Origin of the sequence: Curtobacterium sp. VKM Ac-2852, assembly GCF_013205045.1 — a bacterium.
Classification (GTDB): domain Bacteria; phylum Actinomycetota; class Actinomycetes; order Actinomycetales; family Microbacteriaceae; genus Curtobacterium; species Curtobacterium flaccumfaciens.
In genome coordinates this window covers 139,878-165,635 of record NZ_JABMLI010000002.1, presented here as the reverse complement: position 1 = coordinate 165,635, position 25,758 = coordinate 139,878, and the positions used below count along the sequence as shown (strand labels likewise).

Below are 25,758 nucleotides of genomic sequence, written 5' to 3'. Positions count from 1 at the left end.
GACGCTCCTACACCAGGCAGCGGGGTCCGAGCAGGCTCTTCAGCTCGCCGAACAGGTCGGGGGTCAGGTTCACCGGGAACGGCAGCTCGAAGGTGCGCGCGACGTCGTCCTTGAGCAGCTTCAGCCGGACCTCGGTGTCACCCTGGTGGCGGCCGAGCACGGCGGCGAGTTCCGTCACCGTGGTCGTCGTGGCCTGTCGCTCCGGCAGGGACAGCGTGAGCGGGCCGGAGCCCATCGCGTCGCCGACGTTCGGCTGGAACATGCTCACCGCGTGCAGGGCCTTGCCGTCGTCGCGGACGTTGACTCGGCCACGCAGGACGACGATCGAGTCGGGCACCAGGGACGGGCCGAACTCCTGGTACGTCTTGCCCAGGAACATCACGCCGATCTGGCCGCCGAAGTCCTCGATGTCGACGATGCCGTACGGGTTGCCGCTCGTCTTCGCCACCCGGTGCTGCACGCTCGTCAGCAGGCCGGCGACGGTGACCGTCTCGCCCTCGATCGAGTCGTCGGCCGTCAGCAGGTCGGCGATGGTGATCGACTGGTGCTTCGCGAGCTCGATCTCGAGCCCGGCGAGCGGGTGGTCGGACACGTAGAGCCCGAGCATGTCCCGCTCGAACGCGAGCTTGTCGCGCTTGGACCACTCCGGACGGTCCGGCACCTGCGACACCGCGGCGCTCGGGGCGTCCTCGGCTGCCTCGGCGAAGAGCGAGTCGAAGTCGAACCCGACGTTGCCGTGGGCCTCGTCGCGCTTGACCTTGACCGCACCCTCGACCGCGCCCTCGTGGATCTCCACCAGGGCACGTCGGGTGTCGCCGAACTCGTCGAAGGCACCGGCCTTGATGAGCGACTCGACCGTGCGCTTGTTCGCCGACGAGATCGGGATCTTGCGCAGGAAGTCGTGGAACGACTCGAAGGCGCCCTTCTCGGTCCGGGCCTTGACGATGTCGTCGACGACGTTGAACCCGACGTTGCGGATGGCACCCATGCCGAACCGGATGTCGTCGCCGACGGCGGCGAAGAAGCCGATCGACTCGTTGACGTCCGGCGGCATCACCTTGATGCCCATCCGGCGGCACTCGTTGAGGTAGAGCGCGAGCTTGTCGCGGGCATCGCCGACGCTCGTCAGCAGCGCCGCCATGTACTCGGCCGGGTAGTGCGCCTTGAGGTAGGCGGTCCAGAAGGACACCACACCGTAGGCCGCCGAGTGCGCCTTGTTGAACGCGTAGTCGGAGAAGGGCAGCAGGATGTCCCACAGCGTCTTGATCGCCGCGTCGGAGTACCCGTTGTCCTTCATGCCCTGCTGGAAGCCCGCGTACTGCTTGTCGAGCTCGGACTTCTTCTTCTTGCCCATCGCGCGGCGGAGGATGTCCGCCTGGCCGAGCGAGAACCCGGCGACCTTCTGCGCGATGGCCATGACCTGCTCCTGGTAGATGATCAGGCCGTAGGTCGTGCCGATGATGTCCTTGAGGGGCTCTTCGAGCTCCGGGTGGATCGGCGTGATCGGCTGCTCGCCGTTCTTGCGGAGCGCGTAGTTCGTGTGCGAGTTCGCACCCATGGGCCCCGGGCGGTACAGGGCGATGAGCGCGGAGATGTCCTCGAAGTTGTCGGGCTTCATCAGCCGCAGCAGGCCACGCATCGGCCCACCGTCGAGCTGGAACACGCCGAGGGTGTCGCCGCGCTGCAGGAGCGCGTACGCCTCGGGGTCTTCCAGGCCCATGTTCTCGAGGTCGAGCTCGGTCCCGCGGTTCGTCTTGATGTTGTCGAGGGCGTCACTGATGATCGTGAGGTTGCGGAGCCCCAGGAAGTCCATCTTGATCAGGCCGAGCGACTCCGCTGCCGGGTAGTCGAACTGCGTGACGATCTGGCCGTCCTGCTCCCGCTTCATGATCGGGATGATGTCGATCAGCGGGTCGCTCGACATGATGACGCCGGCCGCGTGCACGCCCCACTGGCGCTTCAGCCCCTCGAGCCCGAGTGCGGTGTCGAAGACGGTCTTCGCCTCGGGGTCGGTCTCGACCACGGTGCGGACGTCGACGGCTTCCTTGTAGCGCGGGTGGTCCTTGTCGAAGATCCCGGTGAGCGGGATGTCCTTGCCCATCACGGGCGGCGGCATCGCCTTCGTGAGCTTCTCGCCCATGCCGAACGGGAACCCGAGGACGCGCGAGGAGTCCTTGAGTGCCTGCTTCGCCTTGATCGTGCCGTACGTGACGATCTGCGCGACGCGCTCCGACCCGTACTTCTCGGTGACGTACTTGATCGCCTCACCGCGGCGCCGGTCGTCGAAGTCGACGTCGAAGTCGGGCATCGAGACGCGGTCCGGGTTGAGGAACCGCTCGAAGATCAGGCCGTGCCGGATGGGGTCGAGGTCGGTGATGCGCATCGCGTACGCGACCATCGAGCCGGCACCGGAGCCACGCCCCGGACCGACGCGGATGCCGTTGTTCTTGGACCAGTTGATGAAGTCCGCGACCACCAGGAAGTAGCCCGGGAACCCCATCTGGTTGATGATGCCGACCTCGTAGTCGGCGCGGTCCTGGACCTCTTTCGAGATGCCGTCCGGGTACCGGTAGTCCAGCCCCTTCGCGACCTCTTTCTCGAACCAGGAGTGCTCGGTCTCGCCCTCGGGCACCGGGAACTTCGGCATGTAGTTGGCCGAGGTGTCGAACTCGACGTTGCAGCGTTCTGCGATGAGCAGCGTGTTGTCGCAGGCCTCGAGGTTGTCGCGGAAGACGTGCCGCATCTGCGCCGGGGTCTTCAGGTAGAACTCGTCGGCGTCGAACTTGAAGCGGTTCGGGTCGTTCAGGGTCGAGCCGGACTGCACGCAGAGCAGTGCCGCGTGCGACTTGGCGTCGTGGGCGTGCGTGTAGTGCAGGTCGTTCGTGCCGACCAGCGGGATGTCGAGGTCCTTCGCCAGGCGGATCAGGTCGCTCATGATCCGGCGTTCGATCTCGAGGCCGTGGTCCATGACCTCGGCGAAGTAGTTCTCCTTGCCGAAGATGTCGCGGTAGTCGGCGGCCGCCTGCACTGCTTCGTCGTACTGGCCGAGACGCAGGCGCGTCTGGATCTCCCCCGAAGGGCAGCCCGTGGTCGCGATGATGCCCTCGTGGTACTCCTGCAGGAGCTCGATGTCCATGCGGGGCTTGAAGTAGTAGCCCTCGAGCGACGCCTTGGACGACAGCCGGAACAGGTTGTGCATGCCCGTCGTGTTCTCGGCGAACATCGTCATGTGCGTGTACGAGCCGGCGCCGGACACGTCGTCGCCACCACCGTCACCCCAGCGCACACGGGTCTTGTCCGAGCGGTGCGTGCGCGGCGTGATGTACGCCTCGGTCCCGATGATCGGTTTGACGCCACCGGCCTTTGCGGCCTTCCAGAACTCGAAGGCGCCGAACATGTTGCCGTGGTCGGTCACCGCCACGGCGGGCATCCCCTGCGCGGCGGTCTCCGCCACGAGGTCGGAGAGCCTGGCGGCACCGTCGAGCATCGAGTACTCGCTGTGCACGTGCAGGTGGACGAAGGAGTCGGAATCCGACACGGAACCTCCGGTTCGTACGGTGTGCTGCGGGGTGGGAACAGCCTAACCGCGGCCGCCCACATTCCCGCGCGCGTCGGGGCGGTCGGGAGGCGCGGGGCGGGGCCGCACCGTGCCTCCAGGCCGGCAGCGGGTCGGGACACGCGCGGGGCGCACCGCCCAGCGGTCAGGACATGCCGCACGCTGGCCGCGGCGGGCGCGGAAAGCGTCGCCCGGCGGCCTCCCAGCCGACAGATCGTGACCCCTCGGCGCAATCGGCCGGGCGCGCCGGCCTGGAGGCGCGGGCCGGGCCCGCACCGCGCCTCCAGGCCGGCAGCAGGTCGCGGCACGCGCGGGACGCCCCGCCGAGCGGTCAGGACACGCCGCACGCTGGCCGCGGCAGGTACGGAACCCGTCGCCCGGCGGCCTCCCCGCCGACAGTTCGTGACCCCTCGGCGCAATCGGCCGGGCGCGCCGGCCTCGGATCGGGACGCGCGCGGGGCGCGCCGCCCAGCGGTCAGGACACGCCGCACGCTGGCCGCGGCGGGTGCGGAAGACGTCGTCTGGCGGCCTCCCAACCGACAGTTCGTGACCCCTCGGCGCAAGCTGCCGGGCGCGCCGGCCTCGGGTCGCGACACGCGCGGGGCGCGCCGCCGAGCGGTCAGGACACACCGCACGCGGGCCGCGGCAGGTATAGAACCCGTCGCCTGGCGGCCTCCCAACCGACAGTTCGTGACCCCTCGGCGCAAGCCGCCGGGCGCGTCAGAGCGACGCGCTCCGGATCTGCTCCAGCGCTGCCTGCAGGTCGTCCGGGTACTGCGCCTCGAACGACACCCACTCGCCCGTGCGGGGGTGGTCGAAGCCCAGCCGGACGGCGTCGAGCCACTGGCGGGTCAGCCCGAGCTCGGCCGCCAGCACCGGGTCGGCGCCGTACATCGTGTCCCCGACGAGCGGGTGGCGTGTCGCCGCCATGTGCACCCGGATCTGGTGGGTGCGCCCGGTCTCCAGGTGCACCTCGAGCAGGGTGGCAGAGCGGAAGGCCTCGAGCGTCTCGTAGTGGGTGACGCTCGGCTTGCCCTTGGACGTGACCGCGAACTTCCAGTCACTCGACGGGTGCCGGCCGATCGGAGCATCGATCGTGCCCGACGTGGGGTCGGGGTGGCCCTGCGCGAGCGCGTGGTAGACCTTCTCGACCGTGCGCTCCTTGAACGCCCGCTTCAGGTGCGTGTACGCCAGCTCGGTCTTCGCGACCACCATCAGGCCCGAGGTCCCGACGTCGAGGCGGTGCACGATCCCGGCACGTTCGGCGGCACCGGACGTCGCGATCGTGAAGCCGGCGGCGGCGAGGCCCCCGGGCACGGTCGGCCCGTCCCACCCCGGCGAGGGGTGCGCAGCGACGCCGACGGGCTTGTCCACGACGACGATGTCCTCGTCGTCGTGCACGATCGTCATGCCCGGCACGGCCGCCGGCACGATGCGCGGCGGCTCCTTCGGGGTCCACTCGACCTCGAGCCAGGATTCGGCATGCAGACGGTCCGACTTGTCGACGGGCACCCCGTCGACGCGGACGCCCCCGGCGGCGACGACGTCGGCCGCGAACGACCGGCTGAAGCCGAGGAGCTTCGCGATGGCGGCGTCGACGCGCTCACCGGCGAGCCCGTCGGGCACGGGAAGAGAACGCGATTCGCTCACGTGGCGTCGTGGCCCAGCGTGTCGCGACGGTCGCGGTCCTCCGGCCTGGAGGCGCGGGTCGGCTCGTCGAGCGCCGCATCAGCCGACGAGAACGCGGCCCCACCGTCGAGCGGCTGCGCCGCGTCGACCGGCTGCGCCGCGTCGAGCTGCGCCTGGCGCTTGGCCGAGAGCGTGCGGGTGCCGTCGAGGTTCACCCCGAGGATCACCAGCAGCACGAAGACCACCATGCTGATGCAGATGAAGGAGTCGGCGACGTTGTAGATCGCCGGCATCATCCACGGCGTCGAGATGAAGTCGACGACGTGACCCCGGCCGAAGCCGGGCTCACGGAAGAGCCGGTCGAGCAGGTTGCCCAGCGCGCCGCCGAGCAGCATGCCGAGCACGATGGCCCACCACATCGACCGGATGCGACGCGAGTACACGATGATCGCGACGACGACCGCGGCCGAGATGACCGAGAACACCCAGGTCATGTTCACCGCGAACGAGAACGCTGCCCCCGGGTTCCGGACGTACAGGAACTGCAACGCCCCCCCGAGGACCGGGACGGGGGTGCCGTACGGCAGGTTCGCGACGACCAGCGTCTTGGCGACCTGGTCGAACGCCACCACCACGACAGCGGCGAAGGCCAGTGCCGCGATTGCGCGGACACTGACCTTCGCTCGTGATGCTGGTCGCGACAACGTCAGTTGCCGAAGCCCTGCGCCGAAGCCGGCGCCGGGGTGAGACCGGACTGCTCGCCCGAGTCGAGCTCGGAGAGCTGCCCCTGGATGTAGCTCTTCAGCTGCGCACGGTAGTCGCGCTCGAAGGTCCGGAGCTCGTCGATCTTGCCCTCGAGCTGGCGCTGCTCCTGCTCGAGCACTGCAACACGCTGACGGTTCGTGTTCTCGGTGTCGGCGATGATCTGACGCTGCTTCGCCTCGGCCTCGGAGACCAGGCGAGCGGCCTGGGCCGTGCCCTCGGCGATGAGCGCGTCGCGCTTCTCGATGCCCTCGCGGACGTGCTCCTCGTGGAGACGACGCGCCAGGGTCAGGAGGTTCGTGGTGCCCTCGGTGTCCTCGTCGGCGGGGACCGTGGTGGTCGCTGCCGCCGCGGCGACCGGAGCGGGCTCCGGTGCTGCCTCGACCGGGGCCGGGGTGGGCTCCGGCTCGGCTGCGGGAGCGGGCTGCTCGGCCTGCGCCGACTGCGGGGCCGATTCGGCCGCCTGCAGGCGCTGGCGGAGCTCGTCGTTCTCCGCGGTCAGGCGACGGAGCTCGACCACGACCTCGTCGAGGAAGTCGTCGACCTCGTCCTGGTCGTAGCCCTCGCGGAACTTCGTCGGCTGGAACCGCTTGTTGACTACGTCTTCCGGCGTCAAAGCCATTGCCGTCACCTCAATAGAACTGCTGAACGTGTGGAACCGCGTGCGGTGCGACCGAATGTACCAGTCGTACCGTGCGGTGCGGATGCGCCACCGGAGCGGGCATCGATCCCGACCACCGTACACCGACGATGGGGAGGAACCGTGCCGCGCGCCTGGCGTGGCGCGTGTCGCGGACGGGAGTCCGCTCAGATACCGCGTGCCAGGGCGGCGACCACGAACCGGGCGATGATGACGACGAGCATCACGATCGTCCAGCCGAAGTCGAGCGCCACCGGCCCCAGGCGGAGCGGCGGGAGGACCCGTCGCACCGCTCGGATGGGCGGATCCGTGATCGTGTAGACGAACTCGGACACCACGAGCATGCCCCCGCGCGGACGCCAGGAACGGTTGAAGCTCTGCACGAGGTCGAGCGCGAAACGCCCCCACATCACGAAGAAGTACAGGAGCAACGCGAGGGAGATGATCCCTAGGATCACGGACACGATGGGGCTCGCTCGTCTCGGGCGAGCGTCGTCAGACGACGCTCAGGGGCGGGTGTGCCGGGTACGGCTCAGGACTGGGCGAAGAAGTTCGCCTCGATGTCGGACTCTACCTCAGCAGGCTCACCGCTCACTGCGACGTGCGCCGGCGACAGGAGGAAGACCTTGTTCGTGACGCGCTCGATCTTGCCGAACAGACCGAGCGACAGCCCGGAGGCGAAGTCGATCATGCGGCGGGCGTCACCCTCGGTCATCTGCGAGAGGTTGATGATGACGGGGATGCCGTCGCGGAAGCTCTCGGCGATGGACTGGGCGTCCTTGTACTCGCGCGGGTGGACGGTGAGGATCTCGTTCATTTCCTGGACCGGGGTCGCCTTCTGTGCGGTCGTGTGCGAGCGGCGGAGCGGAGTGACCTGGGCGCCGCGCTGGTGGGTGTGCGTCTTGGTGGGAGCCGGGACGGCTGCGGGAGCGGCCGCCGGGGCTGCTGCCGCCGCGGGGGTCTCCTGCGGCTCGGCGGGCGCCGGAGCAGCCGCTGCGGCCTGGCGTGCAGGGGCTGCCTGCTGGCGCGCGGGCTCGGCCTGCTGCTCGTCCTCGTAGTCGAGTTCCTCATCGGCGAGGCCGAGGTAGACCATCGTCTTCTTCAGCGGGTTGGCCATGGTTCCTCCGGGGTTCGTGCTCGTGGTGCCCTGCAACGAGGCTAGGGTGCGGGCGGCCGGTTTCCCGTGATTGCGGTGCCGATCCGCAGGTGTGTCGCGCCCTCGAGGATCGCCTCGGCGTAGTCCCCGCTCATGCCGGCCGAGATGTCGGTCGCAGCAGGCTCGAGCGCCACGACCCGTTCGGAGATCGAGCGGAGTCGGGCGAAGGCGGCTCGGGGCTCCTCGTCCAGGGGCGCGACCGCCATGACACCCCGCAGCCGGATCGTCCCGGTGGCCAGCACGCGCGACACCATGGCCTCGACGTCGTCCGGCTGCACCCCGCCACGGCCGGGGTCGTCGGTGAGGTTCACCTGCACGAACCCGTCGATGACCCGGGGTTCCGGCTCGGCCTCGGTCGGGGCGAACGCGTCGACGACGGACCCACGGTCGAGCGACTGCACCACGTGGGCGTACCGCCGGGCCTGCCGGGCCTTCTTCGACTGCAGCTGCCCGACGAAGTGCCAGGTCAGGCCGAGGTCCGCCAGCTCGGCGGCCTTCGCCTGCGCCTCCTGGTGGCGGTTCTCCCCCACGTCCGTCACGCCGAGTGCGGCGAGCTCGCGGACGAGCGACGCCGGGTGGTACTTCGTGACGACGACGAGCGTCAGCTCGTCGGGCGAGCGCCCTGCGGCGCGCGCCGCGTCGGCGATGCCGCTCCTGACGGACGCGAGACGCGCCTCCGGTCCGTCGTCGGGTGACGAGGCGGACGGGAGGCGCGTGTCGGCTACCAAGGGTTGGTTACTTCAGGAAGTCGGGGACGTCGAGCTCGTCGTCGTCGTCGAACGCCGGGTCGGCGGCGCGCTGCACCGGCGGCTGGTGCTCCTGCGAGGCCCAGGACGGGCTCGACGTGGTCGAGTCCTCGATCGCGCCGGTCGAGGCGGCGACGGGCGCCGCGGCGCTCGACTCCGGGTCGACGTAGCTCGAGCGACGTTCCTTCTGCTGCTGCGCCGGCTCGCCGCCGTCGAAGCCCGCGGCGATGACGGTCACGCGGACCTCGTCGCCCAGGGTGTCGTCGATGACCGCACCGAAGATGATGTTCGCCTCGGGGTGCACGGCTTCCTGCACCAGACGCGCGGCGTCGTTGATCTCGAAGATGCCGAGGTTCGAGCCTCCCTGGATGGACAGCAGCACGCCGTGCGCACCGTCGATCGAGGCCTCGAGCAGCGGCGACGCGACGGCGAGCTCGGCCGCCTTGATCGCACGGTCGGCACCGCGGGACGAGCCGATGCCCATGAGCGCGGAACCCGCACCCTGCATGACGCTCTTGACGTCGGCGAAGTCGAGGTTGATCAGACCCGGGGTGGTGATGAGGTCGGTGATGCCCTGCACACCGGCGAGGAGCACCTGGTCGGCCGTGGCGAAGGCCTCGACCATCGAGATGCCGCGGTCGCTGATCTCGAGCAGGCGGTCGTTCGGGACGACGATGAGCGTGTCGACCTCGTCCTTGAGGCCCGCGACGCCGTTCTCGGCCTGCGACTGGCGACGCTTGCCCTCGAAGCTGAAGGGCTTCGTGACGACACCGATGGTCAGTGCGCCGATGGACTTCGCGATGCGTGCGACGACCGGTGCGCCACCGGTGCCGGTGCCGCCACCCTCGCCCGCGGTGACGAACACCATGTCGGCGCCGGCCAGGGCCTCTTCGATCTCCTCGGCGTGGTCCTCGGCGGCACGACGGCCGACCTCGGGGTCCGCGCCGGCACCGAGGCCGCGGGTGATCTCGCGGCCGACGTCGAGCTTGACGTCGGCGTCGCTGAGCAGCAGGGCCTGGGCGTCGGTGTTGATCGCGATGAACTCGACGCCACGGAGACCGAGCTCGATCATGCGGTTGACGGCGTTGACGCCGCCGCCGCCGACACCGACGACCTTGATGACGGCGAGGTAGTTGTGGTTCGTGGTCACGTCAGTCAGGCCTCCGGTCGAACCCTCAACCTCTACTTGAAGTTCAGGGGCAATGCTGGTAGATGTGGTGCTGGCTTCGACGCTACGGGTGCGTTCGGCGCACTGTCGCCCCGCCACGCCGCGTGTCGCCGATCAGGTCCGGCAATTCAGTCCTTGGCGCGGATCACGCCGTTGTCCGGTGCCGAGACGTCGTACTCGACGACGACGCCGGGGTTCCGCGCCGCGTGGTCCTTGACCAGCGCGGCGAGCAGTTCGGCCTTCGCCACCGAGTCGTCCGGGCTCCCCCACACGACGGTCGAGCCGTCCTTGAGGGTCAGGGTGACGTCGTCGGCCGTCGACCCGGCGACACGCGTCACCTGGGAACGGACGGTCGACGGCAGCGCCAGCACGACCTCGGTCATCGTTCGGAAGCTCGCGGAACCGAGGCGCGCCCGGCCGATGTCGGCGAGCGGCATCGTGGCGGGACGCTTCGGCGACGACTGCACGACGATGCCCGCGGGGTCGACGAGGTCGAACGTGCTGCCGGACTGCACCGCGACCACCGGCGTGCGCTCGGTCACCGTGACGACGAGCGTGTGCGGCGGAGCCTCCTCGGTCACGTAGCTCTCGATGAGCGGGAAGCCGGCGACGTCCCGCTTGATCGCGTCGAAGTCGAGCCGGGCCAGGGGCGTGCCGATCTGGTCGGACAGCGCCTGGCGCAGCGCGGACTCGTCGACGCGGTTGGTGCCCTTGATCTCGATCGTGCGGAGCGCCATCAGCGGTGAGAACACCGCGACGAGGATCGAGACCCCGAGCACGAGGACGACGCTCGCCGCCGTGATCCACGCGGCGCGACGGTGCCGGCTGCGCCGGGTGAACCGGCGGACCTCGGCACGCTCGAGCAACCGGCGTCGGCGCTTCGCGATGCGTGCCTCACGCGCGGTCTCGGCGGCGCGCACCCGCGCCCCGATGGGCGCCTCGGCGTGCTGGTCGGTCCGGGAGGCACCGGTCGCGTCGAGCACGTCGGTCACGGTCGCGTCGTGGTCGGCTCCACCGCTCGTGGCGGCTCGGCGTTCCGCGTCGCGGCGGTCGGCCTCCGGGTCCCGGTGGTCCTCGTTCGGCGTGTACTCACGCAGGCGGTCCGCCACGGTGGAGAGTCCGGCGCCGAACCGGCGCCCGGCCGCACCGGCGAAGGCGCCGACGCGGTCCCGCTGGGGACCGGAGGTGTCGGCGTCGGGCTGGACCGCCGGGGTGGGGTCGACCGTCTCGTCGACCGGGGGTTCCGGGGCGGACGCGGGGCGGGCCTCCCGGTCGTCAGCGACGCGTCCGCGGAACGGGAGCCGCGGCTTCGAGGGACCACGACGCTGCCGGGGCGCTTCCGCGGCCTCGGCCGGGGCGTCCCTGCGGGCGTCCCCCTCGTCGAACCCCTCGGGGCGCTTCACCGGGACGACGCTCCGTCGGTACCCAGGGCGCCGAGCACCTGCGGGATGATCCGGTACACGTCGCCGCAGCTGAGCGTCATGATGATGTCGCCGTCACGGGCGACCGCGGCCGCGCGTGCCGCCGCCTCGTCCCAGTCGGGCAGGAACTCGACGCGCGACTGGTCGGCGAAACGCTCCTGCACCAGGGCGCCGGTCACGCCGGGCTCCGGGTCCTCGCGGGCACCGTAGACGTCGAGCACGACCGTGTGGTCGGCGAGCTCCTCGTACACCTTGGCGAAGTCACCCGCCATCAGGCGGGTGCGCGAGTACAGGTGCGGCTGGTGGATGGCGATGATGCGGCCGTCGCCGACGACGTTGCGGGCGGCCTTGAGCGCCGCGGCGACCTCGGTCGGGTGGTGGGCGTAGTCGTCGTAGACCGAGACCCCGCGCTCGACGCCGTGCAGCTCGAAGCGGCGCTGGGTGCCGCCGAACGCCTCGAGCCCGCGGATCGCGTCGGCCGGGGCGACGCCCAGACCGGTCAGGACCGCGAAGGCGCCGACGGCGTTGATCGCGTTGTGCCGGCCGGGCACGCGGAGGGTCAGGTGGTACGCCTCGCCACCGGCGCGGAAGTCGACCTCGACGCCGGCCGACTCGGTGATGCCCTCGATGCGGACGTCCGCGTCGACGGCCTCGCCGAACGTCACGATCTCGGGGGCGTCGGCGCGCTGGCGGATGCCGGCCGTGACCGTCTTCGCACCGGCGTCGTCGCTCGAGATGACGACGCGCTCGCTCGCCTTCGCGGCGAACTCGACGAAGGCCTCGGTGAAGGCCTCCTCGCTGCCGTAGTGGTCCAGGTGGTCGGCGTCGACGTTGGTGACCAGGGCCACGGCGACGTCGTAGAGGAGGAACGAGCCGTCGGACTCGTCGGCCTCGACCACGAACAGGTCACTAGACCCCGGGGCCGAACTCGTGCCGAGGGACTGGATGACGCCGCCGTTGACGAAGCTCGGGTCGAGGCCGAGCTCGACCATCGCCGTGACGATCATGCCGGTCGAGGTGGTCTTGCCGTGCGCACCGGCGACCGCGACGAGGCGGTGCTCGGCGATCAGGGCGGCGAGGGCCTGTGAGCGGTGGAGCACCGGCAGACCGCGGCGCTGCGCCTCGAGGAGCTCGGGGTTGTCGGGCCAGAGGGCGCTCGTGACGACGATGGTGTCGGCCTGGCCGACGTTCGCCGCGTCGTGACCGATGTGCACGGTCGCGCCGAGGTCGCGCATCGTGCCGGTCGTCTCCGTCTCGCGGGAGTCGCTGCCCGTCACGCGGTGCCCGGCGGCGAGGAACATCCGGGCGATCCCGCTCATGCCCGCGCCGCCGATGCCGACGAAGTGCACCGTGCCCAGGTCGTCCGGGATCGGCTGGGTCAGGTCCGGCTTGATGGTCATCGTTCCTCCGTGGTGCTGGGGGCCTGCTTCGCGGCGTCGAGGACCAGGTCGGTCATCCGGTCGGCGCCGTCGCGGTGGCCGACGCTGCCCGCCCGCACGGTCATGTCCGCGATGCGGGAGCGGTCCTGCAGGATGCTCAGCAGCTGGAACGTCACCCAGTCCTGGTCGAATTCCCCGTCGGCCACCAGGACGGCTCCCCCGGCGTCGACGACGTCCTTCGCGTTGTGGCGCTGCTCACCGTTGCCCACCGGGTACGGCACGAGCACGCTCGGCAGCCCGACCGCGGTCAGCTCGCACACCATGCCGGCACCCGAACGCGACACGACGAAGTCGCTCGCCGCGTACGCCAGGTCCATCCGGTCGCAGTAGGGCAGCACGTGGTAGCCCTCGAGGTCGCTCGGGCCGATGTCCGACGCGGCACCCACGACGTGCAGGACCTGCCAGCCGGCGCCGACGATCGTGGCGGCGGACTTGTTGATCGTCCGGTTGATGCTCCGCGCACCCGAGGAGCCACCGGTCACGAGCAGCACGGGCCGGTCCGGGTCGAGCCCGAACTCGGCGAGCCCCTCGGCCCGGACGGCACGGCGGTCGAGCGACTCGATCTCGCGACGGAGCGGCATGCCGACGACGCGGCCGTGGCGCAGGCGGGTGTTCGAGAAGGTCAGGCCGACGTGCTCGGTGAGGAACGCGGCGAGGCGGTTCGCCAGCCCGGGCTTGGCGTTCTGCTCGTGCACGACGATCGGGGTGCCGGTGCGGCGCGCGGCGATGTACGCCGGAGCGGCCGCGTAGCCACCGACGCCGAGGACCACCTCGATCTCGTGGTCGCGGATGATCTGCTCGGTCCGCTTGACCGCCGCCGCGAAGCGCTGCGGGAAGCGCAGGGCCGCGCCGTTGAGCTTCCGGGGGAACGGCAGGCGCGGGATCGTCAGCAGCTCGTAGCCGCGCATCGGGACGAGGCGGGACTCCAGGCCCTCGGCGGTACCCAGCACGAGCACCTCGGCGCCGGGCTCCCGCTCGGTCAGCCGGTCGGCGACCGCGAGCAGGGGGTTGACGTGGCCGGCGGTGCCGCCGCCGGCGAAGAGGTACTTGCTCACCGCAGTGATCCGTTCGTGGAGGTCCGGCCGAGTGGGGCGTTCGTCAGGCCGGGGTCGTTCTTGCCGGGCAGGTCACGGGCGAAGGAGAGCACGACGCCGATCGCCACCAGGGTCATGATGAGGGCCGAACCACCGGCCGAGATGAGTGGCAGGGGCACACCGAGCACGGGCAGCAGTCCGAGCACGACGGCGATGTTGATGAGCGCCTGGCCGATGATCCACGCGAGGATGCCACCGGTGACCGTCTTCACGAAGGGGTCGCGGGACTGCCGGATGATCTTGATCATGCCGACGGCGAGCACCACGAACAGGCTGAGCACCACGACGGCGCCGATCAGGCCGAGCTCCTCGCCGATGATCGCGAAGATGTAGTCGTTGTCCGCCTCGGGCAGCCACGACCACTTCGCCTTCGAGTTGCCGAGGCCGACGCCGAACACGCCGCCGGACGCGAGCGCCCACATGCCGTGCACGGGCTGCCAGCAGATGTCCTGGTACTGGCTGGTGTCGGTGCACCCGGACAGCCAGGCGCTGATGCGGGTCGAGCGAGATGCCGAGGCCATCGTCACGAAGGGCAGCATCACGGCGAACGCACCGAGGCCGACGAGCAGGTGCCGGGCCCGGACGCCGCCGATGTACAGCGCGCCGAACACCAGGATGAGCATGACCATCGCGGTGCCCTGGTCACCGCCGAGGACGACGAGCCCGAGCGAGAGCATCGAGGCGATCCCGATCGGGATGAACACCTCTTTCCAGTCGTCGAGCTTGTCCCGCTTGACGTAGATGATGGCGCCGATGCCGAGCACCAGGCCGAGCTTCACGACCTCGGACGGCTGCGCGGTGAACGATCCGAGCTCGATCCAGTTCCGGTTGCCCTGGATGTCGATGCCGAGCGGGGTGAACACGAGCAGCTGCAGCACGAGCGCCGCACCGAGCAGCCGCATCGCCCACTTCCGCCAGATCCGGGTCGGGACCCGGCTGGCGATGAGCATGAGCGGCACGCCGAGCACGGCGTACAGGCCCTGACGGGACGCCGCCCCGAAGAAGTCGTGGGTCGCCGCGTACTCCTCGACGCTCGACGAGGACAACACCATCACGACGCCGAAGACGACGAGGAACAGCGTGACGCCGAGGATCGTGTAGAAGGTGCTGGACTCCGCGACGAAGACGTTCTTGACGGCGACGATCGCGCCGTTGGTCCGTCGTGGGGTCGACGCGGTCCGGCCGTTACGGCTGTTCGGAAGATCCGTCGGTGTCGTCGCCATCGACTTCTCCTCCCAGGTGCTCGTTGACCGCGGCCGCGAAACGCTGCCCCCGGTCGGCGTAGGAGCCGAACTGGTCGAACGACGCCGCCGCCGGAGCGAGGAGGACGGTGTCGCCCGGCCTCGCGACCGATGCGGCATGCCGGACCGCCTCGCGCATGACCTGATCAGTGTCCGTCGTCTCCACCTGGAGCACCGGGACCGTGGACGCGTGTCGCGCGAATGCCTCGAGGACCGGGGTCCGGTCGGAGCCGATCACCACGACCGCGCGGACGCCGGGGCCGAAGCGCTCGACCAGACCGTCGACGTCGACGCCCTTGAACAGGCCGCCGACGATCCACACGACGGTGTCGAACGACGCGAGCGACGCGGTGGCGGCGTGCGGGTTCGTGGCCTTGGAGTCGTCGACCCAGGTGATGCCGTCCGCCTGGGCCACGAGCTCGGTGCGGTGGTGGTCGGCGCGGAACGCCCGGACGGCCGACTGGATGGCGCTCGGCTGGACGGTGCCGGCACGGGCCAGCGCAGCGGCGGCCAGGACGTTCATGGTCATGTGCGGGCTGGCGAGCCCGGCAGCCTCGAGGTCGGCGATGGTCGACAGCTCGAGCGCGCTGTTGCGACGGTCCTCGTTGAAGGCCCGGTCGCACAGGACGTCCTCGACGATGCCGACGTCGCCGGGAGCGGGGACGCCGGGGGTGAAGCCGACCGCACGGCAACCCTCCACCACGTCGGCCTCCTGCACCATGTGCCGGGTGGCCTCGTCGGAGGTGTTGTAGACGCACGCCATCACGGTGCGCTCGTAGACCTTGGCCTTCGCCGCGCGGTACGCCTCGGCGGAACCGTGCCACTCCAGGTGGTCGTCGGCGATGTTCAGGCAGGCGCTCGCGAGCGGCACCACGGCACCGTCACCGGACGTCGCCGCGTAGTGCAGCTGGTGGCTCGAGAGCTCGACGACGAGCACGTCGTAGCCGACCGGGTCGCGGACGACGTCGAGCACCGGCACGCCGATGTTCCCGCACGCGACCGCACGCAGGCCGCCGGCCTCGTACATCGCGGTCGTGAGCTGTGTCGTCGTGGTCTTGCCGTTCGTGCCCGTGATCGTGATCCAGGGGGCCGCGACCGGGCCGCGGACGACCTTGTCGCGCACGCGCCAGGCGAGCTCGATGTCGCCCCAGACGGTGCTGTTCGTCACCGACCACCGCACGGTGGCGTTGTGCGGGGGCAGCCCCGGCGACACGATGACGACGTCGGGTGCCTGCTGCACGAGGGCGTCCGGCACGGTGTCGAGCGGCGTCTGCAGGAACCGGGCACCGATGACGTCGAGCAGCTCGACGCTGTCGGCGGGGGCGTCGGAGGAGTAGACCGTCACCTCGCTGCCGAGCTCCACGAGCGTGTCGGCGACCGAGAACCCGGTGGCCCCGAGGCCGAGGACGGCGACGTTCAGCCCCCTCCACCCCTCGGAGTACCAGCTGTCGAGGGACTGGAGGCGGGACGGCGAGGACACCGGGTCAACCAACGCGTGCGATCCATTCGAGGTAGAAGAGTCCGACCCCCGCCGCGACGAAGAGCCCGGCGATGATCCAGAAGCGGACGACGACGGTCACCTCGGCCCACCCCTTCAGTTCGAAGTGGTGGTGCAGCGGACTCATCAGGAAGATGCGCTTGCCGTGGGTGATCTTGAAGTAGGCCCGCTGCAGGATGACGGAGCCGGTGACGATGAAGAACAGGCCACCGATGAGGACAAGCAGCAGCTCGGTGCGGCTGAGGATCGCGAGGCCGGCCAGGGCGCCGCCGAGGCCGAGCGAACCGGTGTCACCGAGGAAGATCTGCGCCGGCGAGGTGTTGTACCAGAGGAAGCCGATGAGCCCACCGCAGACCGCGGCCGCGACCACGGCGAGGTCGAGCGGGTTCGACACGGTGTAGCAGGCGTGTGCGGTGTTCGAGTCGAGGCGGGCGCCGCCGCAGATCTGGTTCGACTGCCAGAAACCGATGATGACGTACGAGCCGATCGCCAGGATGCTCGACCCGGTGGCCAGGCCGTCGAGCCCGTCGGCCACGTTGACGCCGTTCGACGTCGACACCGTCAGCAGGACGATCCAGGCGAGGAACAACACGGTGCCGATGACGGTGCCGAGCGCCATGAAGTCGAGCCACGGCACGTCGCGGATCGCCGAGATCATCGTCGATGCCGGCGGCTTGCCGTTCGACGTCGGCACGACCAGGGCGATCGTGGCGAAGATGACGCCGACGATGACCTGACCGAGGATCTTGGCCCAGCCGCCGAGCCCGAGGCTCCGCTGACGCCGCACCTTCAGGAAGTCGTCGATGAAGCCGACGAACCCGAGCCCGACCATCAGGAACAGCACGAGCAGGCCGGACAGCGTGATCGAGTCACGCCCGACCAGGTGGCCGACGAAGTACCCGATCACCGCACCGATGATCAGGACGATGCCGCCCATGGTGGCGGTCCCGCGCTTGGTGTGGTGGGACTGCGGACCGTCGTCACGGATGAACTGCCCCCACCCGAGACGGTGGAAGAGCTTGATGAAGAACGGGGTGAGCAGCAACGTGAACACCAGCGACGTGGCGCCGGCGATGAGGAGCGCGATCATTCGGTGACACCTCCGAGGCGGTCGCCGAGGAATCGCAGTTCGGCAGACTTCGAGGACTTGACGAGGACGACGTCGCCGGGGCGGAGCATCTCCTGCATGGCACGGACGGCGTCGTCGACGTCCTCGATGTACACGGACTCGCCGTCCCACGATCCCTCGAGGGTGGCGGCCTGGTGGATGGGCATCGCGCCGCGGCCGACGACCACGAGCTGTCCGATGCCGAGGCGGACGACGAGCCGACCGATGCGGTCGTGCTCCTCGACGGAGAACTCACCGAGCTCGGCCATCTCACCGAGCACGGCGACGGTCCGCTCCCCCGGGCGCACGATCTGCGCCAGGGTCCGCAGCGCCGCCGCGGTGGAGTCGGGCGACGCGTTGTACGCGTCGTTGATGACGGTGACGCCCTCGGGGCCGCCCTGGAGCAGTTCCATGCGCCAGCGCTCGGCGCGCGTCATCGACGCGAGCGCCGCGGCGCCGTCGGCGAGCGGGACGCCCCACAGGTGGGCCACCGTGAGCGCGGCGGACGCGTTCATCGCGTGGTGCTCACCCAGGATCGCGAGGCGCACGTCGACGTGATCCGGGCCTCCAGGCTGTCCTGGAGGCGCGGTGAGGGTGAAGCGGGTGCCGCTGCGGTCCGTCTCGATGCCGGTGATGCGGTAGTCGGCCTCCGCCGACGTGCCGAAGCCCACCACGCGCGCGGCCGTCAGGTCGCGCATCGACGCGACGCGGTCGTCGTCGACGTTGAGCAGGGCCGTCGCGGTCTCGGGCAGGTCGGTGACCATCTCGGACTTCGCGCGCTGCGTCGCCTCGATGCCGCCGAACTCGCCGGCGTGCGCGAGGCCCACCTTGAGGACGACGCCGAGGTCGGGCTCGGCGATCGACACGAGCTTGGCGATGTGGCCGACGCCGCTCGCGCCCATCTCCACGACCAGGTACCGGGTGTCGTACGTGATGCGGAGCATCGAGATCGGTGCGCCGACGTGGTTGTTGAACGAGCCCTCGGGCGCGACGGTCGCGCCGTGCTGCTCGAGGATCGTGCGGAGCATGTTCTTCGTGCTCGTCTTGCCGTTCGAGCCGGTGATGCCGACGACCCGCAGGGGCGCCGGGCGACCGTCGGCGTCGACGCGGTCCGCGGTGCTCATCCGGACGCGCGTGACGACCTCGTGCGCGAGCGCGGCGAGGGCCTCGTACCCGTCGGCGACGACGATCTGCGGCGCGGTCGTGTCCACGCGCTCGGGCGTGATCACCAGGGCGGCACCGGCGTCGACCGCAGCGGGCACGAAGCGTCGGCCGTCGGTGACCTCACCGGGCAGGGCGAAGAAGACGCTGCCGGGGCGGACCAGGCGCGAGTCGGTCTCGACCGAGCCCTCGACGACCAGGTCGCCGGGCTCGGCGACGTCGGTCGCCTGCGCGCCGCCGATCAGCTCGCCGCCGACCGCGGTGGCGATCTCGGCGAGGGTCATGGCGATCATCGGACGTCCTCCGCCGGACCGGAGTTCGGCTCCCAGCCCGCCTCGCGCAGGGCCGCGCGGGCCTCGTCACGGGCGGAGTACGGCGTGCGGACGCCCTGGATGTCGCGGTAGTCCTGGTGCCCCGGGCCGGCCCAGAGGATCGAGTCCCCCTCGCCGACCAGGCTCACGGCCGTGCGGATCGCCGCCTCGGGCGGGCTGACCTCGTGGATCTCGTGGTCCGGGTAGGCGGCACGTGCTGCGTCGACCAGGGTCTTCCGGATCGACGCGGCGTCCTCGAAGCGCGGGTGGTGGTCGGTGACGACCAGGATGTCGCTGCCGGCCGCGGCCACGCGGGCCATGTCGCCGCGCTTCGTGGTGTCGCGGTCGCCGTCGGCGCCGAACAGCATGAGGACCTTGCCGGAGGTGAACTGCCGGACGGCGGCGAGGGTGTTCTCGAAGGCGTCGGCGCTGTGGCCGAAGTCGACGTAGACGCTCGGGCCGTGCTCGCCGGAGACGCGCTCGGTGCGGCCGGGCAGGTAGCACTCGATGGCGGAGACGCGGTGCGGCTCGCCGTCGCGCTCGCTCGCGTCGTCCTCGTCCGGGTAGCGGCGGTGGCCCGACTCGAGCGCGTGCGCGATGGCACCGAGCTCGAACCCGCCCTCGACGAGCATCACGATCGCGAGTGCCGCGTTCGCCGCCATGTGCCAGCCGATGAGCGGCACACGGGTCGTCAGCTCGCGACCCTCGGGGCCGGTCAGGCGGAACTCGGTGTAGGCGGCGTGCGCCTCGACGATGTCGACGTGCCACTCGGCCTCGACGTCGGGGTGCACCGTGATCGTGGTCACGGGGATGCGGGAGTCCTGCACCACGCGGTGGCCCCAGTCGGTGTCCAGCGAGACGACGCCGCGACGGGCGTGCTCGGGCTGGAACAGCGGGAGCTTCGCCTGGTAGTACTCCTCCATGTCGGCGTAGTCGTCGAGGTGGTCGTGCGACAGGTTCGTGAAGGCCGCGACGTCGAAGACGATGCCGTCGACGCGGTGGCGGCTGAGGGCCTGGGCGCTGACCTCGACGGCGACCGCACGGACCTCGCTCTCGCGCATGCGGGCGAGGAGCGCGTGCATCTCGCTGGCCTCGGGCGTGGTCAGGCGGCTCGTCACGCTGAGCGAACCGATGTGGCGCTCCGCGGTCGAGCTCAGGCCGGTGACCAGGCCGAGCTGCTTGAGGATGCCTTCGAGGATGTACGACGTGCTCGTCTTGCCGTTCGTGCCGGTGACGGCGAACAGCTGCGGCAGGTCGGTGGCCTCGTCGGGCTGGGTGCGGTAGACCCACGCCGCGACGTCGCCGAGGGCGGCGCGGGGGTCGTCGACGACGAGCACCGGCAGCCCGGACGGCTCGACCAGTGCGACGCCGTCCTGGTCGGTCAGGACGGCGACGGCGCCGCGCTCGGCGGCCTCCGTCGCGAACTGTGCGCCGTGCCGGTTGGCACCGTGCACGCCGACGAACAGGTCACCCGGCTGCACCTCGGTGGCGCTCAGGGTGACACCGGTGGTCTCGATGCTGTCGACCGATCCGACGACTCGCAGACCGAACGCGTTGGCGAGTTCGGAGACGGCCCTCGGGGTCGGGTGTTCGGGTCGGAGGACCGGGGGGATCCGTGCGGACAAGTGTTCCTTCTTCCTCACCACGTGGACGGGTAGAGCTTCGCCTCGGACGCGGAGGGGGCTACTCGGTACTTCTCGAGCACCTGGGACATGAGTGTGCGGAACGCCGGAGCCGCTCCGCTGGACCACTTGTTGGTCTGCGGCTTCGTGAACGTCACCGTGACAACATACTGGGGGTCTTCGGCGGGTGCCATTCCGGCCACCGACGTGATGCGCTGACCGCCGTAGCCCTGCGACCCCTCGGCCACCTCGGCGGTCCCCGTCTTCGCGGCGATGTTGTAGCCGGAGATCGGCTTCATGCCCACCAGCGTGCCACCCGTGACGACGCTCTGCAGCATGCCGGTGACCTGCGTGGCGGCGGCTGCGGAGACGACCCGCTGCTTCTGCACGTCGGGCGCGTCGATCGTCTTGCCGTCCGCCGTGGTGCAGCCCTTGACGAAGTGCAGCGGGATCCGGACACCGTCGTTCGCGATGGTCTGGAACACGCTCGCGACCTGCACCGCCGTGGTCGAGATGCCCTGGCCGAACATCGAGTTGATGTTCGTCTGCTGGTCCCAGTTCGGGGTGGTGCCGTAGTCCATCGACGGCTGGCCCGGGTAGTCGATGGCCGTCTCCGGCTCGAACAGCCCGAACTTCTTCATGTAGTCGAAGCGCTGCTGCGATGTCAGCCGTGCGCCGAGCTCGGTGATGCCGACGTTCGACGAGTTCTGCAGGATGCCGGTCAGCGTGAGGTTCTCGGTGGCGTGGAACTCGGAGTCGTGGATCGTGCCGCCCCAGGGGAACGTGCGCGAGTACGGCACGACGGCCTGGTCGGTGGGGCTCGACTTGCCCTGGTCGAGCAGCGCGGCGGCGATGGCGGCCTTGATCGTGGAGCCCGGCTCGTACGACGCGGTCAGGGCACGGGAACCGAAGGCGCCCTTGTCGGTCGTGGCGTCGACGTCGTTCGGGTCCACCGTCGGGTAGTCGGCGACAGCCAGCAGCTCACCCGTCTTGACGCTCGTGACCGTCGCCGTCGCGGACTCCGCCTGCAGGGTCTTGGCGGCGGACGCGATGGTCTGCTGCGCCATGTACTGCAGGTCGCTGTCGATGGTCGTCTCGAGTGTGCCGCCGTCCTTGGCCTTCTTCGTGGTCACGGTGCTGCCCGGGAGCTGCACGCCGTCCTCGCCACGCTCGTAGGTCTCCGAGCCGTTGGTGCCCGCCAGGCACTGGTTGTAGGAGTACTCCAGGCCGGCCTGGGCACCGTCCGTGCCCATGAAGCCGGTCAGGTTGCCCGTGGTCGCACCCGTCGGGTACACCCGCGCCGCCTGCGGCTCCGGGTACAGCCAGGGGATGCCGAGCGCACGCACGGCCTCGTAGTGCTGCACGTCGAGGCCCTTGACCAGGTACGCGAAGTCGGACTTCGGGTTCGCGGCGATGTTCTTCCGCATGGTCGCGACGTCTCCGCCGGACGCCTTCGCCAGCGCACTCAGGGCGGTGCCGACACTGACGTCCTTGATGCGGGCGCCGCCGAGCTTGCCCTTGAAGCCCTTCACCAGGCGCGGCGAGGTCGTGATGTTGTACCGGGTGACGCTGTCGGCGAGTTCGGTGCCGTTGCGGTCCACGATCGACCCGCGGGTGCCGTAGATCGTCACGGGGATGCTGCGCTTCTGCGCCGACGCCTTGTTCAGCTCCGACGCCTGGACGACCTGGATGTCGACGAGCCGCACCACGAACACCCCGACGAGGGCGATCACGGCGAGCATCACGATGCTGTAGCGCAGGCGTCGGTTGCGGATCGTCTTCGTCACGCGGTGCGGTCCTTCCCGGGCGGTGCTGAGGGTGCGGCGGACCCGCCGGTCACCGGGTGGAGGGCGCCTGGAGCGGGTTCGCGTCGGACTCTACGGACGACTTCGCCGTCCCCTGGTCCGACGCGCTGGCGCCGCTCGTCTTCTCAGACGTGGCGGTGCCGTCCGCGGATCCTGTGGCGCCGGACGTGTCCTTCGTGCTCGACGTGTCCGTCGTGCCGGTCTCCTTGCTGGTGGAGGTGTCCCCCGGCTTCGTGGCCAGCGGCACGTCGCTCAGCAGTGAGTTCGGCACCTGGTTCTCGGTGGACGCCGTGGCCTCGTCGGGCTTCGCCGGGGTCGGCGTGCCGTACACCCGACCGGTCTTCGGGTCGAGGTACACCGGCGTCGAGTTGGCGATCATGCCGAGCGACTGGGCGTTGCGGGCCAGGTTCTGCGGCGAGTCGAGGACCCGGAGCTGCTCGGACAGCGACTGCTGCGTGCGGGACAGGTTCGTCTGCTCGGCCGACAGCGAGTTGAGCGTGTAGGCGCCCTGGCTGAGCACCATGCTGATGCCGAGCTGGGCCAGCAGCAGGATCCCGAGCGCGGCGACGGCCACCACGGCGTACCCGATGCGGGGGCGTGCCCGGCGCTGGGCTGCGGTCGGGGTGACCTCGACCAGCTCGGGGCGGCGCTGACGGTCGGGGCGCGGGGCCCGCGACGGGACGACCGCAGGGTCGACGAGTGCGAGGTTCGTGCTCATGTCAGTTCCGGATCCGCTCGGCCGCGCGCAGGCGCACGGGGGTTGCTCGGGGGTTGGCGGCGCGTTCGGCCTCGTCGGCCAGCTCGGCGCCCTTGACGATCAGGGAGAAGGTGGGGGCGTGCTCGGGCAGCTCCACCGGTAGGCCGGCGGGGGCGCTCGACTTCGTGCGCTCCACCAGTGCCCGCTTGACGATGCGGTCCTCGAGGGACTGGTACGACTCGACGACGATCCGACCGCCGACCGCGATGGCGTCGAGCGCCGCCGGGATCGCCCGCTCGAGCACGCTGAGTTCGGCGTTGACCTCGATGCGGAGCGCCTGGAAGACGCGCTTGGCGGGGTGCCCCTGGCGCTGGATGGCGACCGGGGTCGCGTCGTGCAGCACCTGGACCAGGTCGCCGGACATCTCGAACGGCTTCGTCGCGCGCCGCTCGACGATCGCTCGGGCGTAGCGTCCGGCGAGCTTCTCCTCGCCGTAGCGCTGGAAGATGCGGCGGAGTTCGCCCTCGTCGTAGGTGGCCAGGACGTCGGCGGCGGTCTGCCCCTCGGTCCGGTCCATCCGCATGTCGAGCGGGGCGTCCTGGCTGTACGCGAACCCGCGCTCGGCCCGGTCGAGCTGCAGCGAGCTCACCCCGAGGTCGAAGAGCACGCCGTCGACCTTCGTGAAGCCCTCGCCCTCGATCGCGTCGACGATGCCGTCGTACACGGTGTGCACGAGCCGGACGCGGTCACCGAAGCGGGCCAGACGCTCCCCCGCGATGCCGAGCGCGTCGGTGTCCCGGTCGAGTCCGATGAGCGTGAGCTCCGGGAACCGCTCGAGCAGGCCCTCGGAGTGGCCGCCCATCCCGAGCGTGGCGTCGACGACGACCTTGCCCGGGCCCTCGAGCGTCGGCGTGAACAGGTCGACGATGCGCTGGAGCATCACCGGCGTGTGCGGGAAGCGTGGCGTCTCGTTGTCGTTGTCGGCCATGTGCAGCCCCTCGTCTCCTGGGCCGTGGGTCCGGATCCCCATCCATGCGACCTGACACCGGGGAAGTGGCGTCAGGGCTTCACGGCTGGGAGTCCCGATCCGCGGATCAGAAGATCCCCGGGATCACCTCCTCGTCGTTGTCGGCGAATGCCTCTTCGGCTTCGGCGTAGTAGGCCTCCCACGCGGGGGTGGACCAGATCTCGGCACGGTCACCGCTGCCGATGACCGTGAGGTCCCGCTCGAGCCCCGCGTACTCGCGGAGGTTCTGCGGGATCGTCACGCGGTTCTGCTTGTCGGGCTGTTCGGCGCTGGCCCCCGAGAGGAACAGACGCATGTAGTCCCTGGTGCGCTTCGACGTCATCGGGGCGGTCCGGATGCGCTCGTGGAGTTCCTCGAACGTCCGGGCGCTGAAGACCACGACGCAGCGTTCCTGGCCGCGGGTCATCACGAGCCCGCCGGACAGTTCGTCCCGGAACTTGGCGGGGAGGATCACGCGACCCTTCTCGTCGAGCTTCGGGGCATGAGTACCGAGCAGCACGTCGGGCCTCCCCTCCGCTCCACCGGACCGTTGCAAGCCCCACTTTACTCCACTCCCCTCCCCAAGCCCAGGATTCCGCTCCCATTTCAGCCCTCGACACCCCTACTGGGGGCACGCAGACCGGCATGGACCAGGCAGCGACGACCTCCAAGGCCCGGAATCATGGGGTTTGGCGGCACCGCGGATGGCGTGGAGGAAAGTGGAGGACTTTCGCAGCCGGTGGAGCACCACGGGGCGCGCCGCGGGTGCAGGGTCTGCCCCACCACGCCCGGCTTCCGGTCAGCGCGTGGTCACGACGTGCCGCCGCCACGACGCCGAGTGGTCACGAACCGTCGCTCGCGCCGGCCCCAGCCGACAGTTCCTGCGCCCTCGGCGACCCGCACGCGGCGTGTCGTGACCACTCGCGCACGCACGCACGCACGCGGCGACGGTCCACCCCCGGCCTGGAGGCCCGCCCCACCCTCGCCGCGGTGCTCACCCGGGCGCACGGTCGGCTCCACCACGCCCGGCTTCCGGTCAGGGCGCGGTCACGACGTGCCGCCGCCATGACGCCGAGTGGTCACGAACCGTCGCCCGCGCTGGCCCCAGCCGACAGTTCCCGCGCCATCGGCAACCCGCACGCGGCATGTCGTGACCACTCGCGCGGCACGATCCCGCCCCCGGAAACACGAAACGGGGCCGACCCGAAGGCCGACCCCGTGGAGGAGTGTGGAGGGAGTCCTGCTGACCCCGTCAGCTACTGACTCTGGTCGTTGCGCTTGTCCCAGCGCTCGTTCAAACGGTCCATGAAGGACCCGCCGCCACCGCTGGACGGACGCGCGGACCCACCGGACGCGGGCTTGCCCGGCCGAGCGGGCTTCGCCTTCGGAGCACGCATGCCCGGGCGCAGCGCGAACAGGACACCGGCGAGCATCACGACGAAGCCGAGGATACCCAGCAGCGGCGCCTTGATGACGAGGCCGACGATGACGATGGCGACCCCGGCGAGTGCGCCGAGGACCCCGAGCGTGATGGCTGTGTACGTCGGACGACCCTGTCGACGTGTGACACGAGCCACGAAATCGGAATCGTTCTGGTAGAGGCTGCGCTCCATCTCTTCGAGAAGGCGCTGCTCCTGTTCCGAGAGCGGCATCTTGGTTCCCTCTGTTCCTGGGATCGACGCGGGGTTGAAAAACGCG

The 25,758-nt window shown here is 70.3% G+C and carries 21 protein-coding genes; all 21 read right to left on the bottom strand.

Going from position 1 to position 25,758, the window contains the following annotated elements:
• Window positions 1-7: 7 nt before the first annotated feature.
• Complete coding sequence (gene dnaE / locus HQQ79_RS07175) at window positions 8-3,538, bottom strand: DNA polymerase III subunit alpha (protein ID WP_083404253.1); 3,531 nt, start codon at window positions 3,536-3,538, stop codon at window positions 8-10.
• Between the two features lie 738 nt (window positions 3,539-4,276).
• Window positions 4,277-5,206 (bottom strand): RluA family pseudouridine synthase, encoded by a 930-nt coding sequence (locus HQQ79_RS07170; RefSeq protein WP_173033343.1) that lies wholly within the window; start codon window positions 5,204-5,206, stop codon window positions 4,277-4,279.
• Window positions 5,203-5,889: a signal peptidase II gene (gene lspA / locus HQQ79_RS07165; protein ID WP_254066176.1), complete on the bottom strand. Its 687-nt coding sequence runs from the start codon at window positions 5,887-5,889 to the stop codon at window positions 5,203-5,205. Before lspA ends, HQQ79_RS07170 begins: the two co-directional genes overlap by 4 nt.
• Before the next feature lie 2 nt (window positions 5,890-5,891).
• A complete protein-coding gene (locus HQQ79_RS07160; RefSeq protein WP_173033341.1) occupies window positions 5,892-6,569 on the bottom strand; it encodes a DivIVA domain-containing protein in 678 nt (225 codons plus the stop codon).
• Window positions 6,570-6,754: 185 nt separating this feature from the next.
• Entirely contained in the window at window positions 6,755-7,051 is a 297-nt protein-coding gene (locus HQQ79_RS07155; protein ID WP_017886631.1) for a YggT family protein, read from the bottom strand.
• Between the two features lie 68 nt (window positions 7,052-7,119).
• On the bottom strand, window positions 7,120-7,704 hold the full coding sequence (locus HQQ79_RS07150; RefSeq protein WP_027465253.1) for a cell division protein SepF: 585 nt from the start codon (window positions 7,702-7,704) through the stop codon (window positions 7,120-7,122).
• Window positions 7,705-7,745: 41 nt separating this feature from the next.
• A complete protein-coding gene (locus HQQ79_RS07145) occupies window positions 7,746-8,471 on the bottom strand; it encodes a YggS family pyridoxal phosphate-dependent enzyme (protein ID WP_173033338.1) in 726 nt (241 codons plus the stop codon).
• Window positions 8,472-8,478: 7 nt separating this feature from the next.
• Complete coding sequence (gene ftsZ / locus HQQ79_RS07140; RefSeq protein ID WP_027465251.1) at window positions 8,479-9,639, bottom strand: cell division protein FtsZ; 1,161 nt, start codon at window positions 9,637-9,639, stop codon at window positions 8,479-8,481.
• 146 nt (window positions 9,640-9,785) lie between these two features.
• A complete protein-coding gene (locus tag HQQ79_RS19110) occupies window positions 9,786-11,060 on the bottom strand; it encodes an FtsQ-type POTRA domain-containing protein (protein ID WP_173033336.1) in 1,275 nt (424 codons plus the stop codon).
• Complete coding sequence (gene murC / locus HQQ79_RS07130) at window positions 11,057-12,478, bottom strand: UDP-N-acetylmuramate--L-alanine ligase (RefSeq protein WP_173033334.1); 1,422 nt, start codon at window positions 12,476-12,478, stop codon at window positions 11,057-11,059. Before murC ends, HQQ79_RS19110 begins: the two co-directional genes overlap by 4 nt.
• Complete coding sequence (gene murG, locus HQQ79_RS07125; protein WP_173033332.1) at window positions 12,475-13,572, bottom strand: undecaprenyldiphospho-muramoylpentapeptide beta-N-acetylglucosaminyltransferase; 1,098 nt, start codon at window positions 13,570-13,572, stop codon at window positions 12,475-12,477. The genes murC and murG overlap by 4 nt, the downstream gene beginning before the upstream one ends.
• Window positions 13,569-14,834 carry a putative lipid II flippase FtsW gene (ftsW, locus tag HQQ79_RS07120; RefSeq protein ID WP_027465248.1) on the bottom strand — a complete coding sequence of 422 codons (1,266 nt, stop codon included), beginning with the start codon at window positions 14,832-14,834 and terminating at the stop codon, window positions 13,569-13,571. Before ftsW ends, murG begins: the two co-directional genes overlap by 4 nt.
• Window positions 14,797-16,332, bottom strand: a complete 1,536-nt coding sequence (gene murD / locus HQQ79_RS07115; protein ID WP_173033330.1) for a UDP-N-acetylmuramoyl-L-alanine--D-glutamate ligase — start codon at window positions 16,330-16,332, stop codon at window positions 14,797-14,799. The genes ftsW and murD overlap by 38 nt, the downstream gene beginning before the upstream one ends.
• 4 nt (window positions 16,333-16,336) lie before the next feature.
• Window positions 16,337-17,440 (bottom strand): phospho-N-acetylmuramoyl-pentapeptide-transferase, encoded by a 1,104-nt coding sequence (gene mraY / locus HQQ79_RS07110; protein ID WP_173033328.1) that lies wholly within the window; start codon window positions 17,438-17,440, stop codon window positions 16,337-16,339.
• Complete coding sequence (gene murF, locus HQQ79_RS07105) at window positions 17,437-18,912, bottom strand: UDP-N-acetylmuramoyl-tripeptide--D-alanyl-D-alanine ligase (protein WP_173033326.1); 1,476 nt, start codon at window positions 18,910-18,912, stop codon at window positions 17,437-17,439. Before murF ends, mraY begins: the two co-directional genes overlap by 4 nt.
• Complete coding sequence (locus tag HQQ79_RS07100) at window positions 18,909-20,555, bottom strand: Mur ligase family protein (RefSeq protein WP_173033324.1); 1,647 nt, start codon at window positions 20,553-20,555, stop codon at window positions 18,909-18,911. Before HQQ79_RS07100 ends, murF begins: the two co-directional genes overlap by 4 nt.
• A gap of 14 nt (window positions 20,556-20,569) precedes the next feature.
• Window positions 20,570-22,339 (bottom strand): penicillin-binding protein 2, encoded by a 1,770-nt coding sequence (locus HQQ79_RS07095; RefSeq protein ID WP_173033322.1) that lies wholly within the window; start codon window positions 22,337-22,339, stop codon window positions 20,570-20,572.
• A gap of 49 nt (window positions 22,340-22,388) precedes the next feature.
• Window positions 22,389-23,075: a hypothetical protein gene (locus HQQ79_RS07090; protein WP_173033320.1), complete on the bottom strand. Its 687-nt coding sequence runs from the start codon at window positions 23,073-23,075 to the stop codon at window positions 22,389-22,391.
• A 1-nt stretch (window position 23,076) separates the two neighbouring features.
• Window positions 23,077-24,042, bottom strand: a complete 966-nt coding sequence (gene rsmH, locus HQQ79_RS07085) for a 16S rRNA (cytosine(1402)-N(4))-methyltransferase RsmH (RefSeq protein WP_071405412.1) — start codon at window positions 24,040-24,042, stop codon at window positions 23,077-23,079.
• A 106-nt stretch (window positions 24,043-24,148) separates the two neighbouring features.
• On the bottom strand, window positions 24,149-24,580 hold the full coding sequence (mraZ, locus tag HQQ79_RS07080; RefSeq protein ID WP_017886616.1) for a division/cell wall cluster transcriptional repressor MraZ: 432 nt from the start codon (window positions 24,578-24,580) through the stop codon (window positions 24,149-24,151).
• A 736-nt stretch (window positions 24,581-25,316) separates the two neighbouring features.
• Window positions 25,317-25,712, bottom strand: a complete 396-nt coding sequence (locus tag HQQ79_RS07075) for a DUF3040 domain-containing protein (protein WP_173033318.1) — start codon at window positions 25,710-25,712, stop codon at window positions 25,317-25,319.
• Window positions 25,713-25,758: the final 46 nt, after the last annotated feature.

What these genes read in the sequence shown, in the direction of transcription:
- HQQ79_RS07090 (WP_173033320.1), bottom strand. Translation starts at nt 23,075, where the DNA reads ATGAGCACGAACCTCGCACTCGTCGACCCTGCGGTCGTCCCGTCGCGG.
- murF (WP_173033326.1), bottom strand. Translation starts at nt 18,912, where the DNA reads ATGATCGCCATGACCCTCGCCGAGATCGCCACCGCGGTCGGCGGCGAG.
- HQQ79_RS07150 (WP_027465253.1), bottom strand. Translation starts at nt 7,704, where the DNA reads ATGGCCAACCCGCTGAAGAAGACGATGGTCTACCTCGGCCTCGCCGAT.
- rsmH (WP_071405412.1), bottom strand. Translation starts at nt 24,042, where the DNA reads ATGGCCGACAACGACAACGAGACGCCACGCTTCCCGCACACGCCGGTG.
- HQQ79_RS07075 (WP_173033318.1), bottom strand. Translation starts at nt 25,712, where the DNA reads ATGCCGCTCTCGGAACAGGAGCAGCGCCTTCTCGAAGAGATGGAGCGC.
- ftsW (WP_027465248.1), bottom strand. Translation starts at nt 14,834, where the DNA reads ATGGCGACGACACCGACGGATCTTCCGAACAGCCGTAACGGCCGGACC.
- murC (WP_173033334.1), bottom strand. Translation starts at nt 12,478, where the DNA reads ATGACCATCAAGCCGGACCTGACCCAGCCGATCCCGGACGACCTGGGC.
- mraY (WP_173033328.1), bottom strand. Translation starts at nt 17,440, where the DNA reads ATGATCGCGCTCCTCATCGCCGGCGCCACGTCGCTGGTGTTCACGTTG.
- HQQ79_RS07160 (WP_173033341.1), bottom strand. Translation starts at nt 6,569, where the DNA reads ATGGCTTTGACGCCGGAAGACGTAGTCAACAAGCGGTTCCAGCCGACG.